Genomic DNA, 13,223 nt, shown 5'->3' with positions numbered 1-13,223 from the left:
GCACTTCAATTTGATGCTACCATTGCAGTACGGCATACAACTGCAAATATTTTCTGACTAACTGCTGTTTGTTCGAACGCCGTAAAGGATGCCCAAACTTAATGTAACAAGGGCTAATACCGAATCGAGTGTCCAACGATTGCGTGAGTTGCGACTCGCTGGTGTACAGTGTGATTCCTTGTTCTGTGTATTCGTTGATCTGATCGGGTAGTTCCCCCATCCACCAATGAAGCAATTCTCGGCTCGTTTTGCTGCGACTTATCCAATGATCACAAACTAAAAAGAGTAGGTCATTAGGCTGTAAGGCATAGCCATATTCACTCTGCCATTCCGTAATTGATGAGAGTAAGTTTTCCCGGCAAGATTTTCCGGCACTGACCATATGGTGACTCAGAACCCAGACAGTGCCGATGTCGGATGAAATTCGATAGTGATGGGGAAGGTCTGGAGAATCCAACACTTCGATTGGCTTTATCACGCAGTTGTATCCAAAGTGACGAAAAGTATGTTCCATCCTTCTTGAAAACGCGAGACCAAGATGATGCTCACTCATGCCTTGGTTATGCACCGCAGGGTAATGCTTTTCACACAGCTTAAGACAGTCGTCTTGAAAATCATTAACACTTTGAATAACTAGGTCGAGTAGCAAAGAATATCCCTTAATAATTACAAAACGAACTGCAAAAGGTTAGCATAGTCTTTTGAGAATAGACTAATTTACTTCGGCAACTTCTTGATCTAAACACCAAATTTCTCACAAATGACCGTGTTTAATCTTTAATAGAGCAATACGAAAGAAGCAGAAGTTGAACAAAAATTTGAAAGGGAAAAAATGATAAAGCTAGAACGCGCACAAAAAGAGGCGTTGGCCACCGCCATTCAAGATTACATGCAAGACGAGCTAGATGTTGAAATTGGCCAGTTCGATAGTGAGTTTCTAATTGATTTTATTACAGAAAAACTAGGACCAATTTATTATAACAAGGGTGTTGAAGATGCTAAGTTACTGGTTGAACGCAGAATGTTAGAAGTTTCCGAAGAGCTGTATGAGATAGAACAAGAAATTAAGCTGTAAGTTTCAGTTTTACAAACGATTTAAAGTTCCTTCAAAAAATTCGAACAACTTGATAGATACGGTACCATTGGCTGGATGTAAATGATGGTAAATAATCTGTTTCATATGACGTAAATAGGTTAATGTAGTGTTTCTTGCTCAGCATTAACTTAGGAATATATCTAGGAACTTGAGATGGATACACTGGTAAAGAATTACAACCTTACTGCACGCGTGATGCATTGGTTATCAGCGCTGTGCATTATTGGTCTATTTGCAGTGGGTTTGTGGATGGTCGACCTTAGCTATTACAGCGAATGGTATCGAACTGCGCCGCATTACCATCGCTCTGTCGGTATTTTACTCGCTATTTTAACTTTGGTACGCATAGTATGGAAACATGTGACGGCGTCACCAAAGGTAGAAGGCAAACGTTACGAAGTGCTTGCTGCTAAAGCAGCGCATGGTGTCATGTACCTACTATTGGTCACCATCTTTGTTTCAGGTTACCTCATTTCAACGTCTGATGGACGCGGCATCGAAGTGTTTAATTGGTTCACCGTGCCAGGAGCGGGAGAGTTATTCCCAGGCCAATCAGATATTGCAGGTGAGATTCACTTCTATGCAGCTTGGGCAGTCATCCTGATTGCAGGCTTACATGCTATTGCTGCACTAAAACACCACTTTATCGATAAAGACAACACATTAAGAAAAATGTTAGGAGCTTCAAAATGAAAAAGTCACTTTTCGCTACAGGATTAGCTATCGCTATGGCACTGCCATTTGGTGCGCAAGCTGCAGATTATGTCATCGATACCAAAGGTGCTCACGCTTCAATCAACTTTAAAGTTAGCCACTTGGGTTACAGTTTCATCAAAGGTCGTTTCAATACATTTTCTGGTGACTTTTCTTTTGATGAAAACAACATTGCTGACTCAAAAGTAAATGTTGTTGTTGATACAACCAGCCTAGATTCAAACCATGCTGAACGTGACAAACACATTCGTAGTGGTGACTTCATCGATGCTGGCAAATACAGTGAAGCAACCTTTACTAGCACAAAAGTGGTTGATAAAGGCAATGGCAAACTAGATGTAACTGGTGATCTAACGCTACACGGTGTTACTAAGCCTATTACTATTGAGGCTGAATTCGTTGGTGCTGGTAGTGACCCATGGGGCGGCGAGCGCGCTGGCTTTGTTGGCAACACTCGCCTAGAGCTTGCTGACTTTGACATCCCAGTAATGGGTGCTTCAAGCTACGTCGATATGGAACTTCATATCGAAGGTATTAAGAAGTAATTAGTTCCTTTTAGATACACTAAAAGCGCTCCTTCACTTGAGAGCGCTTTTTTATTATCTTAATCACATCACTAACATCGATAAACCCGTCAGTGATAGCGATTGAAAGCCAATAGACGTTGTAAATGTTTAGCGATTTACGCTGTTTCTAACTCGCTTTTTTCCACTAGGTTTAAACGCTCACCAAAAATCGGGCGTAGTGCTTTTAATACTTCAGTACGAGTAACCACCCCGACCATCTGCCCCTTTTCAAGCACAGGAAGCACTTGTGGCTTACTTACTTTGATACTTTTAGCGCGTTCTTCGAGAGACAAAGACGTCAAGCGAGTGGCAATACCCATACTGCTCGCTGGGTACAACTGCTCTTTATCGATACATAGGAATTCCACAACATCAACGAGGCGATCACCAGCGTCAATTGCGACCACATCTCGGCTCATGATGTCGACGACTTTTTGGTCTTTCACCGGAATGTAGTCCTCACACCATAGTTCTACCATCACATCGTGAGCAGAGAAGAAGCCAACTAATCGATTTTGTACGTCTACAACAGGTGCGCTAGTTACGTTGTTATCAAGTAACACATCCAGCGCGGCTGCAATTGGCGTTTCTGCACGAATGGTGACTGGTTTTTGGTTCATAATGTCTTTAACAAAAGAGGCATTTTTCATGGTGAAATCCTTAACTGACGACAGTGTTGTAGTTGTAGTGATAGAAGAAATATTCGCTGCTTTTAGTTCTGGTCGGCGAAAAATACACCAGTTTGAAAGGCCAACTAATACCGCTCCGCCGACGATGTTGCCAAGCGTGACAGGAATTAAGTTAGCGGTAATAAAGTGGCTAATGTTTAGGTCTGTGTATTGTGACGCGGGCACACCGACAGATGCCCAAAAAGATTCAGGTGCAAAATTCGCGATAACAATACCAAGTGGAACCATAAACATGTTCGCAACACAGTGCTCAAAACCGCTGCTGACAAACATTGCCACAGGCAAAATTGTCATTGCTGCTTTTGTCATTGCATTTGCAGAACTAAATGTCAGCCAAATCGCTAGGCAGACCAACAGGTTACAGAGAATACCGAGTGCAAACGCTTGAATGAGAGTGTGGTGAAGTTTGTGTTGTGCGATGTTAAGCGCATTTAATCCCCATTGACCGCCATCCATCTGATAAAGACCAGCAGCAGTAACCAGCGCAAGTAGGAACATCGCACCAATAAAGTTACCAACGTAAACTTTGCCCCAGATCGAAAGCATCTTACCGAACGAGATTTGCTTATTGGCCCAAGAAATACTGGATAGGACGGAGCTGGTAAATAATTCACCACCGCAGATCACTATGAGGATCAATCCCATGCTAAATGCGAGTCCACCAGCTAGGCGGCTCAAGCCCCAACCAGCGCCCGTACTGCCGGTGGTCACCGTGATGTAAAACAAGAATGCTAACCCGATGAACGCGCCGGCCATAATGGCGAGGCTTAATGTCATACTGCTGGTTTTGTTTGCCTTACTTAACGCAAATTTTTCCGCTTCAACCATCATCTCTTTTGGAGAAAAATACTGGTGATTTTGAGAACTGGTCACCGCCATATTGACTCCTTAATTTGTAATCGCATAAAAAATCCTTGGTTATTAACTCAAAAATGAAATTGTTGTTTTTATTAAGAGCCTCAATGACTTCGGTTTCAAAACCATTGAGGCTTGCGGTGTTCCCGAACCGCGTACTCAGAATAGGGAGAATGGTTAGTAAGGTAAAATTGATAATATTTAGAAACCTCATCAAATTAATTGATAACTTTACGGGGCTAGGTAAAATGAACTCTATTGCTTATTGGGGCATGCTTTAACAATTGTGGGGATTGGGAAATACCCACTAATAATGGAGGACACTTTGCGCTACTCACTTAAGCAATTAGCGGTTTTCGACGCAGTTGCAGATACCGGCAGTGTAAGCCAAGCCGCAGAAAAATTGGCTTTAACACAATCAGCGACGAGTATGTCGCTTGCGCAATTAGAGAAGATGCTTGGCAGGCCGTTGTTTGAGAGGCAAGGCAAGCAAATGGCGTTAACCCATTGGGGGATGTGGTTACGACCAAAAGCAAAACGCTTGCTACAAGATGCATTGCAGATTGAAATGGGCTTCTATGAGCAACATTTATTGAGTGGTGAGATTCGTATGGGAGCGAGTCAAACCCCAGCAGAGCACTTAGTTCCCGACCTTATCAGTATCATTGATAATGACTTTCCAGAAATGCGTATTTCCCTCGGTGTACAAAGTACAAAAGGGGTGATTGATGGGGTATTAGATTACAAGTATGACTTAGGGATTATTGAAGGGCGCTGTGATGATAACCGTTTACACCAAGAAGTATGGTGTCGTGATCATCTTACTGTTGTCGCAGCTTCTCATCATCCTTTTGCGCGTAATCAGTCTGTTAGCCTTGCGCAGTTAGAGCAAGCGAAGTGGGTACTAAGAGAGCATGGCTCTGGCACACGAAAAACATTTGATAGTTCCATTCACCACCTTATTGAAGATTTGGATGTGTGGCGCGAGTATGAACACGTTCCGGTGTTACGTAGTTTAGTTGCTAATGGTCAGTACCTTACTTGCTTACCGTATTTAGATGTAGAGCGATATATAGAAGCAGGTCATCTTGTGGCATTAAATGTACCTGAGTTAAAAATGGAAAGGACGCTTTCATTTATATGGCGCTCAGATATGGCAGAAAAACCATTAGTCGACTGCATTAAAAGAGAGGGGCTGCGAATGATGAAAGGGAAGCCTTCAGTTCTTTAAAGGTTGATTAAACATGCCTACGAGATGAGTTGGGTTTATTCCCCAAATCTGTTGATTTATCGGTTGCGTCAAACTTTTAATGTAAATTGTGAAAATAATAATATCTTATTGTGATCAGTGTCACCGATAAGCTGAGCTGATGTATCTAACATGTGTCCTTGATTTCAATGTATGAAGGCAGTTATTGAACCATATAGGTACGATAATAGCCGAGTAGGTATGACTACCATGACGACACTTTTAGCTATTTCTATCACTACTGGAATTTTATCTGGCGTATGGGGTTGGATCGCCATCTCTTTAGGTTTGCTTTCTTGGGCTGGTTTTTTAGGTTGCACGAGCTACTTTGCAGCGCCAACGAGCGGATTGAAAGGACTAGGCATCAGCTTAATCACCAATATGACAGGCGTATTCTGGGCAATGGTAATTATTCACGGTTCCACTTACGTGGGGTTGGAAATTATTGGCTATGTGATTACCGCTATTGTGGCATTCTTCATGTGTATTCAAGCTAAACAGGCTTGGCTCGCGTACATCCCTGGTACTTTTATTGGTTCATGCGCAACATTTGCGGCTGACGGAAACTGGCAACTTGTCATTCCATCGTTGTTGCTAGGTGGTGTGTTTGGCTATCTAATGAAAGCGACAGGGCTATGGTTGCATACGAAATCAACCGCTACTTCTTCTTCGCTTGCTGAGCAAGCACAGTAGTGAACCCCCGATCTTATTGGTATCCACTGTGTATTGAGTTTTATCCCTCTCAATACCCTTAATCAAAATTAATGATGTTTGATACAAGCACACCAAATTGGTGTGCTTTTTTTGTATTACAAGACAATACGCTGAGTGTAAAATACGTCTAACTCATGTATTGCCGTTGGCCATGGTAACAACGCGTTTAAGTGTCCAGCGCAGAAGAACAGGAATACACTCCATGCCTTTCTCTTCACAATGAGAAACAATAGCCAAAGCTAAGTCCGGTTTTGCATGTTTTTTCAAAACACGATTTACGACTTTTTTAGCAGGGATAGGGTGGTCATGAGGAACTTTGATGATGTCCTTAAAGAAAAGTTCAAAGCCATTGTTGTACAGAAAGTGCTCGATGTCTCGGTCGGGTAACTCCGTAAGTCGATGCCTTTCCTGATCATGGTCGAGCTGTGCTCGCACTGCATGCGCGTACTTTTTCCCTGCTGGGTCGCCATCGGTAACGACATGCCAATCAATACCAAACTCTTTTGCTACTTTGATGAGTGATTTTAGACCTGATTGAGCAAACTCAACGATTTGAACCCCTTCGGCAGCCAAGTCATACCCGCATTGACGAGCCAGTTCATGAAAAAGCCAAACTTCGGTTTCGCCCTCAACAAGTAACCAGCACCGCGCAAATAATGCTCCTGAACGATGAAAACGAATATGGAAACCAATTCGGCGCAACTCATCTCGACCAAACTTTGTTGAGTTTAAACTCTTAGCGATGGTTCTGTCTGATAGCCGAATTAAACGTCGAATTGAATACAGTGGAACAGAACCGAGTAACGTGCCACTGTTGGTGGTTAATATCTTTTGCATTGGCAACAATTGCAATAAGGACCACGCTCTCGCTAGATGAGTTGGATGCAGTCGACCTTCTGGATCTTCAATAATCAGTATTGGTCTCGCGCAGCGCCTTAAATCGGTGGGACCCTTAGCTTGAAGATAGGCATTGAGTAACCCCATTAAAAGCAAGCGGCTTTGTTTGTCATTGGTTTCTTTCAAGAACTGACTCAAACCTTTATCAGAGGAAGGGCTTGTATAGAAAAGACCATCGCGAGGTTTGCGTGGGTTACCTTTACTGACACTTCTGAACGCAAAATAGTGCTCAACAAGCGTTTGCATTGAGTCGAGACTACTACGAATCTCACCTTTATTTACATGGCCAGGCATAGCCAATAAGCGTCGACAGGTATTGTTGATTCGTTTTTCAATCCGAGCATTTTTACCATCGCCGTTGACATGGTTTAAATCTGGGAAGCGTCGGGAGTCACGTAGTCGGATTACAGGATGAAGTGTCATTAACTCAATAGCGAGTTTCTCTGAGTGGTGAAGTTTTTTGGGTTTGCCGTTATGACCCAAAAACGCGTACTCTGTATTAATGCCGTGCTCATCGCGAGACGCACTAATACGATAGTAAATGACTTGCTCACCATCTTCGTTGGTGCACCATGTAGGCTTTATGCGTCTGTAGCGTCCCGCTTTTACTTCGTTTTTATCCTGTGCTTTAAAACAAACAATGATCTGTAAGTGTTGTGTTTGTGGATGAGAAATTGAGTAGTCAACGTGAAAATCTTTCAGTTTGAATTGATACAATGAGCCATTGGCAGGTAATGCGATGGAAAGGGCATCGAGTAATGATGATTTGCCCCACGTGTTTTCACCGATAAGCGTGGTGAGTTCGTCAAAAGAGAGTGAAAGGCGTTTGATGCCTCTAAACCCGGAGATTTCGATGCGTTCTAGTCTCATCTCAATCCTCCTTGCAATTATTTGAATTATCGAGAGTTATTTTGCTACTCCTAAGCATATATGAATTCGAAATTTTTGAGTTAAGCTCAGTTCACAAAATTACGAGAGCCTCTTACTGAATAGAGACCGTTACAAGCGAGGCTTGCTTTCAAAGCCGGGGGACAGCATCGTGATCACTTAAACATGAAATCCTAAATCGCAGTTTCATAAAATTCATGATTCTGTCATGATTCACTTCTTATTATTATAAGGAATGAAAAAAGAGAAGATGAAGATGAATAACAATCATAAGCCAGTGAGAATCAAACTGGCACACATCAATGACACACATTCCTACTTTGAACCAACGTCATTACAGTTAAAGCTTAAGATAAACAATGAACTCACGCTAGAGCCTTATGTCAGTGCTGGCGGCTTTTCTCGTATTGCAACCCGAGTCGAGCAGTTAAGAGATGATGCTCAGCGCCAAGGTCACGGGATGTTGTTCCTCCATGCCGGAGATTGCTTCCAAGGCACGCTGTATTTCTCACTATTTAAAGGCAAAGCCAATGCCGACTTATTGAACGCATTAAAGATTGATGCAATGGCGTTAGGCAATCATGAATTAGATATGGGGAATGAGCCAGTTGCATTGTTTTGCCAACGTACTCAGTTCCCATTGCTTGCTGGCAACTGGGATTTATCCAATGAATCACTTAAAAAAACTCACCGTATCAGTGATTGCAAGGATGTATATAGTTACCAACCGGATACACAGAGCGCTCAATACATTGTTAAAGAATTCCATGGTGAGCGGGTCGCGATTTTCGGATTATCCATAGATAAAATGAGCGACATCGCAAACCCTGATGCAGACACGCCTTTTCACTCAGCAATTGAAACCGCCAAGGCGACCGTAAAACAAATCCATTCATCAGGTATAAAAAATATTATTCTTCTGAGCCACTTAGGTTATGAAGGTGATTTAGAGTTAGCTGAGAAAGTCGCAGGTATTGGTATAATTGTTGGTGGACACAGCCACCGGTTGCAAGGTGATTTTTCATCAATAGGGTTAGGACAAGACGATCCCTACGGTATCAAAATTAATGATACCTATGTGGTGCAAGCGGGTTTCCATGCTTTGACAATGGGGCACTGCGTCATTGAGTTTGATGAACACGGTAAAGCAACGATGTTGAGTGGACAAAATGAACTGTTGCTTGGTCGACGTATTTTTTGGGACTCGACGCTAAACCAACAGCTCGACCAAGGTGTATTCGAAACCGCGTGCGACTTCATCCATGGTCAACCGAATGTCGTGGTTTGTAAGAAACACCCGGAAACTCAAGCGATCCTGAGCGATAAATATATTCCTCAGGTCAGGCAGTTACAGTCACAAGTCATTGCTAGTGTTGACACCAAAAAGCGTCATGTGAGAATTCCCGATGAATTTGGTGAGAGTGAGTTGGCTTCCTCCGTTGCCCGATCATTTCTGCACTGTTTAAACAAACGTGGATATGACGTTCAATTTGCAATTCATAATGCGGGTGGCGTGCGAACCTCTTTGAACCCTGGCAACATTACAGTGGCAGACATTGCCGGACGGCTGTTGCCTTTTGCCGTTCCTATCGGCTTTTACGATGTAAAAGGCAGCGCTATTCGCCGTGCACTTGAAGGCGCGATAAATAATGCACTCAACAATGGCGTAGAAGGCACTGGATCTGGCAGTTATCCGTACACTTACAATTTAAACTTCGAGTACCACGCAGAAGCCCCAAAAGGTGAAAGAGTTCAATCATTAGTGATTTTTGATGGTAAACAATGGGTAGGTGTTCAAGATGATGTTTGGTATCGAGGGACTTCTTCTGCCTATACGATGAAAGGGAAAGAGGGGTACGACGCATTGCAGGAGATGAAAGGAGAAGGGCGTGTGACCAGTTTGTCCATGGCTGATTGTTTTATTGAACTCCTGACCGATGAGCCAAACTGTTTGAATCAAAGTCACAAACTTTACACAAAGCGACGTCGATAATAGATACTGGTATTCATTTTGCTGCTCTCCACTTACTACATGGGTTGATGAGGATGGCAGTATGTGGAATGAAGATTGGGCAGATACGGCAGTCGTGGTTGCCTGGATCGCAATTTGGTCAACACTGGTCTACTTTGTGCCTCTAAGCGGCTTTTGAATTGCTAAGAATGTGGATGTTACAAAAGGGAGCAGTAATGCTCCTTTTTTGTATCTATCTTCCCCGTTAGGGCTCTAACCAATGAAGAGTTTGTCTTGAGCCATTTGCTGCTTTTTGTCTGTTTACTAAAGTTCAGGTGGTTGAATCCATTTCTTTCTTTTTATAGTGCTTCCTGATTTTTGATAAGAATTTTATTTCGATAAGACAAGGTTTTTTTGTTGGAAAGCCTGACGCTCGGCGTTATTATGTCGGCGTTTGGGGAGTAGTTAGCGCAAGTTTACTTATCGTCATCTCGTTAAGCATCAGCTTATCCGGTAAGTAAAGGTGTTACGTGGTTTATTCACATCAACACTTCAACGAGACCAACGCATTCATTGACTAGCAGCACATAATCGTTATGTGGCTGTTGGTTGTTATTGTATGCGGAAGGTCACCAAACGAAGTCCTTCCGCCATGGGAGGAAATATGTCTCTTATCGAAAGTACCACCCAATTGAGCCAATCGGTGCCTCTTCAAGAATCATTAGCGATGTATGGTGCTTTTGGTTTATTTACCCTTGTTCTTGTTACGCTTGATATCTATCAAACACGTGGTGGCGTTATCACGATGAAAAAAGCCATCGTTTGGAGTGTTTTTTGGTTCTTGCTTGCCTTTGTTTTTGCAGGTTCTATTTATTTATTCTGGGACTTTTACGCGCCACATAGCGCTTATACGAACGACAAAGCAACGATTTCATTCTTAACTGGTTACTTACTAGAGAAGTCGTTAAGCGTTGATAACTTGTTTGTGTTTGCCATCATCTTTGCACAATACAGTGTGCCGGAGCATTTGCGTCCGAGAGCATTGCTTTGGGGGGTGATAGGTGCGCTAGTTTTACGCGCTGTCATGATTGCGGTTGGTGCTCAGTTACTTGCACAGTATCACTGGGTATTGTACTTATTTGCTGCTTTCCTTATTTGGACAGGTGTTAAGCTAGCTCGCGACAAAGGCGAAGCACAAGAGGTTAATCCATATCCGGAGCAGTTGATTCGAAAGGTATTGCCAGTTACAGATGACTACCAAGGAAATCACTTAATCTTAAAGCAAGCTGGTAAGTGGGTGGCAACACCGATGCTGATCGTTGTTGGTGTCATTGCAGTAATGGACGTTATGTTTGCATTGGATTCTATACCAGCTATATTCGCGGTAACGCGAGAGCCATTTTTAGTCTTAGCCGCGAACGTATTTGCATTATTGGGTTTGCGATCGCTGTACTTTGTTCTTCAAGCAATGTTAGATAAGTTTGTGTACTTAAAACCAGCATTATCAGTAATCATGATGTTTATCGGGGTGAAAATGCTATTGGTTGGAACAGAATATGAGATTCCGACAGCATGGTCTCTCACATTTTTAGTTGTTGTGATGACATCGGCAGTGGTGGCATCACTCCTAAAAAATAAAGCGAAGCGTCAAACTAGCGTTAATATTACTAATCAAAAAATATAAAGTAAGCACTAAAATCAAAAGAAATAACGAAAAATATTGTTAAATATATGTTGTTTCTTAAGGGGCGATTATGCAGGTAATGTTCAGTTATTCAATGTAATTACAGCAATTATGATTATTTATGCCGTTATTATTCATTTGTATTTTTGAGTTTTGTAATGAGTTTGTTTTATTAGAAATTCTAATTTGAATGGGTAAAATTTGTCATTTCTTAAACAATAAGAAACTGACTAATATACAACCAACTAAACAGACTACTGCTTTTAAAGAGAGGCAATCATGGCACAAGCAATGCAAATGACAAATGTAGCTTTACCAACCTCTATGGATAAGAAAACCTACGCGGTTAACTTCAAAGGACTGATTGCTCACTTACTGGACATTCTATTTGTAGATAACACTGCGCCACGCAGTTACTACGCAGAAGACTTGTCAGCACATATTCAAAAAGACATCGGTATGTACCGTTAATATTGAAATAATGTAAGAAATACCGGCCTATGAGCCGGTATTTTTTTATTTGTAAAACATGCCTACTCAACCTACGCCCTAGAAAAGAAACACTCTAGAGGAGGTAGACATGAGAGTAGATTAAGTGTTGTATAGAAAAACGGGGCACCATTGGTGCCCCGTTTTGACATGACTGAAGTGCGATATTACTTCTTGCGGCAGTATTCTGCGATCACGTACATCGACTGACCACCATTTGCCTTACCCGAAACTAGCTTTGGATCATCGCCAAGGCTAATGCCACGAATCACTGTACCTTGTTTGATTACTTGGTTAGTGCCTTTTACTGGTAGGTCTTTAATTACAGTTACATCGTCACCTTTCTTAAGTTCAGTGCCGTTACAGTCAACCGTTTTATCGTCAGCAGACATCCCTTTCATTGCCCAGTTCATTTGCTCTTCTTCCATGTACATCATGTCAAGAGCATCTTGAGCCCAGCTTTCTGTGTTTAGGCGAGTGAGTTGGCGCCATGCAGTCACTTGTACAGCAGGAACCTGGCTCCACATACTTTCGTTTAGACAACGCCAGTGGTTAATGTCTTTTGGCTCATCGATCTCACCCAGACACTTATCACAAACCATGATGGCAGTATCAACCGTCACATTACCGTGAGGTGGGACAGCGTATGCAGTTAGTTGAGATTCAGAAGAACACAGTTCACATTTTGACTCGCAGCGCGCAAGCAGAGTAGCTTCAATAGACATAAGGACTCACCTTAGTAATGTTATTTTGTGGCGGTATTATCCACTTTATCCTGAGAAATAAAAGGGTGTTAGCGAATTAAAGACTAGATTTTACAATACTCCAACCTGATTAAGGTGAAGATGTAAAATATTCGCTAAATAAATAATACGGAAGTATAAAAGACACTATTAATTGTTTTGGCTTATGAATTAGTTGTGTCAATTTCTACAACGATTACAAGCCTAAAAGAGGTAAATGTAGAGAGAGGGTGGCTAGAACATAGCCCTCTAATTTACAGAGGGCCTGTCGTTAACGTTCGACAATCTGGACAATTTGCTCTTTTGAAATACTCATTTCTTTACCATCCATGTCTTCATATTCGTACATACCCGTTTCCTCGTTCAGGTCTGGTTTACCGTAAGAGGTAATAATTTTCCCTTCATTTGTCGACATCAGATATTGGCTACTTCCGCATGCAGAAAGAAGTAATACAGTGGCAATAACAGTCAATACGCGCATAGAGTTTTCCTTTTAAACAAGTGAGTTAGGCAAAGACATCGATTTAACTATAGCAGAGGAAATATGAGTGGGTTTGAATAGAATTGAAGTAAATTACCACCTTCTAAAGAAGGTGGCTTTGTGTGAGCCCCCTAAAAGGGGGCCTTTGTTTAGTCCAGCGCCAATTGCTGCTGCTCTACTCGCTCTTGCTTCTCTTGATGTCTTACA

13 protein-coding genes are annotated in these 13,223 nt (G+C 42.1%); 8 read left to right on the top strand and 5 right to left on the bottom strand.

Going from position 1 to position 13,223, the window contains the following annotated elements; all coding sequences use genetic code 11:
- Positions 1-16 precede the first annotated feature (16 nt).
- Positions 17-649 (bottom strand): hypothetical protein, encoded by a 633-nt coding sequence (locus tag NL626_RS18485; RefSeq protein WP_005376385.1) that lies wholly within the window; start codon positions 647-649, stop codon positions 17-19.
- Positions 650-832: 183 nt separating this feature from the next.
- Between NL626_RS18485 and NL626_RS18480 the strand changes: the two genes are divergently transcribed.
- The 3 genes from NL626_RS18480 to NL626_RS18470 all read left to right on the top strand — a co-directional run bounded on the left by NL626_RS18480 (position 833) and on the right by NL626_RS18470 (position 2,355).
- Entirely contained in the window at positions 833-1,075 is a 243-nt protein-coding gene (locus tag NL626_RS18480) for a DUF2164 domain-containing protein (protein WP_042520836.1), read from the top strand.
- Positions 1,076-1,249: 174 nt separating this feature from the next.
- On the top strand, positions 1,250-1,789 hold the full coding sequence (locus NL626_RS18475) for a cytochrome b (RefSeq protein ID WP_042520838.1): 540 nt from the start codon (positions 1,250-1,252) through the stop codon (positions 1,787-1,789).
- On the top strand, positions 1,786-2,355 hold the full coding sequence (locus NL626_RS18470) for a YceI family protein (protein WP_017634178.1): 570 nt from the start codon (positions 1,786-1,788) through the stop codon (positions 2,353-2,355). Before NL626_RS18475 ends, NL626_RS18470 begins: the two co-directional genes overlap by 4 nt.
- A gap of 137 nt (positions 2,356-2,492) precedes the next feature.
- Here the strand turns inward: NL626_RS18470 and focA are convergent, their stop codons facing one another.
- A complete protein-coding gene (focA, locus tag NL626_RS18465; RefSeq protein WP_085569043.1) occupies positions 2,493-3,944 on the bottom strand; it encodes a formate transporter FocA in 1,452 nt (483 codons plus the stop codon).
- Between the two features lie 301 nt (positions 3,945-4,245).
- Here focA and NL626_RS18460 point away from each other — a divergent pair, with 301 nt between their 5' ends.
- Both NL626_RS18460 and NL626_RS18455 read left to right on the top strand, forming a co-directional pair.
- Complete coding sequence (locus tag NL626_RS18460) at positions 4,246-5,151, top strand: LysR substrate-binding domain-containing protein (protein ID WP_253657621.1); 906 nt, start codon at positions 4,246-4,248, stop codon at positions 5,149-5,151.
- 228 nt (positions 5,152-5,379) lie between these two features.
- Positions 5,380-5,862, top strand: a complete 483-nt coding sequence (locus NL626_RS18455; RefSeq protein WP_017634175.1) for a DUF1097 domain-containing protein — start codon at positions 5,380-5,382, stop codon at positions 5,860-5,862.
- A gap of 153 nt (positions 5,863-6,015) precedes the next feature.
- Here NL626_RS18455 and NL626_RS18450 read toward each other — a convergent pair whose 3' ends face one another.
- Complete coding sequence (locus NL626_RS18450; RefSeq protein WP_042520844.1) at positions 6,016-7,650, bottom strand: ATP-dependent endonuclease; 1,635 nt, start codon at positions 7,648-7,650, stop codon at positions 6,016-6,018.
- A 268-nt stretch (positions 7,651-7,918) separates the two neighbouring features.
- Here NL626_RS18450 and NL626_RS18445 point away from each other — a divergent pair, with 268 nt between their 5' ends.
- From NL626_RS18445 to NL626_RS18435, 3 genes are all read left to right on the top strand, one after another.
- On the top strand, positions 7,919-9,661 hold the full coding sequence (locus NL626_RS18445) for a bifunctional UDP-sugar hydrolase/5'-nucleotidase (protein ID WP_253657620.1): 1,743 nt from the start codon (positions 7,919-7,921) through the stop codon (positions 9,659-9,661).
- Between the two features lie 622 nt (positions 9,662-10,283).
- Positions 10,284-11,303: a TerC/Alx family metal homeostasis membrane protein gene (locus NL626_RS18440; protein WP_017820941.1), complete on the top strand. Its 1,020-nt coding sequence runs from the start codon at positions 10,284-10,286 to the stop codon at positions 11,301-11,303.
- A gap of 279 nt (positions 11,304-11,582) precedes the next feature.
- Positions 11,583-11,774, top strand: coding sequence for a hypothetical protein (locus NL626_RS18435; protein ID WP_005376351.1), 192 nt, complete (start codon positions 11,583-11,585; stop codon positions 11,772-11,774).
- 185 nt (positions 11,775-11,959) lie between these two features.
- Here the strand turns inward: NL626_RS18435 and NL626_RS18430 are convergent, their stop codons facing one another.
- Both NL626_RS18430 and NL626_RS18425 read right to left on the bottom strand, forming a co-directional pair.
- The gene (locus NL626_RS18430; protein ID WP_005376350.1) at positions 11,960-12,517 is read right to left on the bottom strand and encodes a PhnA domain-containing protein; all 558 of its coding nucleotides are present in this window, start codon (positions 12,515-12,517) and stop codon (positions 11,960-11,962) included.
- 289 nt (positions 12,518-12,806) lie between these two features.
- Positions 12,807-13,016, bottom strand: coding sequence for a YgdI/YgdR family lipoprotein (locus NL626_RS18425; protein WP_017634171.1), 210 nt, complete (start codon positions 13,014-13,016; stop codon positions 12,807-12,809).
- Between the last annotated feature and the right edge of the window lie 207 nt (positions 13,017-13,223).

Source organism: Vibrio sp. Y58_MX_L22 (genome assembly GCF_024181865.1).
Taxonomy (GTDB): domain Bacteria; phylum Pseudomonadota; class Gammaproteobacteria; order Enterobacterales; family Vibrionaceae; genus Vibrio; species Vibrio alginolyticus.
This window is presented reverse-complemented; position numbering and strand designations above follow the sequence as displayed.

Excerpts from the sequence above, each read along its gene's own strand:
- NL626_RS18480 (WP_042520836.1), top strand. The coding sequence starts at position 833 with ATGATAAAGCTAGAACGCGCACAAAAAGAGGCGTTGGCCACCGCCATT.
- NL626_RS18475 (WP_042520838.1), top strand. The coding sequence starts at position 1,250 with ATGGATACACTGGTAAAGAATTACAACCTTACTGCACGCGTGATGCAT.
- NL626_RS18470 (WP_017634178.1), top strand. The coding sequence starts at position 1,786 with ATGAAAAAGTCACTTTTCGCTACAGGATTAGCTATCGCTATGGCACTG.
- focA (WP_085569043.1), bottom strand. The coding sequence starts at position 3,944 with ATGGCGGTGACCAGTTCTCAAAATCACCAGTATTTTTCTCCAAAAGAG.
- NL626_RS18455 (WP_017634175.1), top strand. The coding sequence starts at position 5,380 with ATGACGACACTTTTAGCTATTTCTATCACTACTGGAATTTTATCTGGC.
- NL626_RS18450 (WP_042520844.1), bottom strand. The coding sequence starts at position 7,650 with ATGAGACTAGAACGCATCGAAATCTCCGGGTTTAGAGGCATCAAACGC.
- NL626_RS18445 (WP_253657620.1), top strand. The coding sequence starts at position 7,919 with ATGAAGATGAATAACAATCATAAGCCAGTGAGAATCAAACTGGCACAC.
- NL626_RS18440 (WP_017820941.1), top strand. The coding sequence starts at position 10,284 with ATGTCTCTTATCGAAAGTACCACCCAATTGAGCCAATCGGTGCCTCTT.
- NL626_RS18435 (WP_005376351.1), top strand. The coding sequence starts at position 11,583 with ATGGCACAAGCAATGCAAATGACAAATGTAGCTTTACCAACCTCTATG.
- NL626_RS18430 (WP_005376350.1), bottom strand. The coding sequence starts at position 12,517 with ATGTCTATTGAAGCTACTCTGCTTGCGCGCTGCGAGTCAAAATGTGAA.
- NL626_RS18425 (WP_017634171.1), bottom strand. The coding sequence starts at position 13,016 with ATGCGCGTATTGACTGTTATTGCCACTGTATTACTTCTTTCTGCATGC.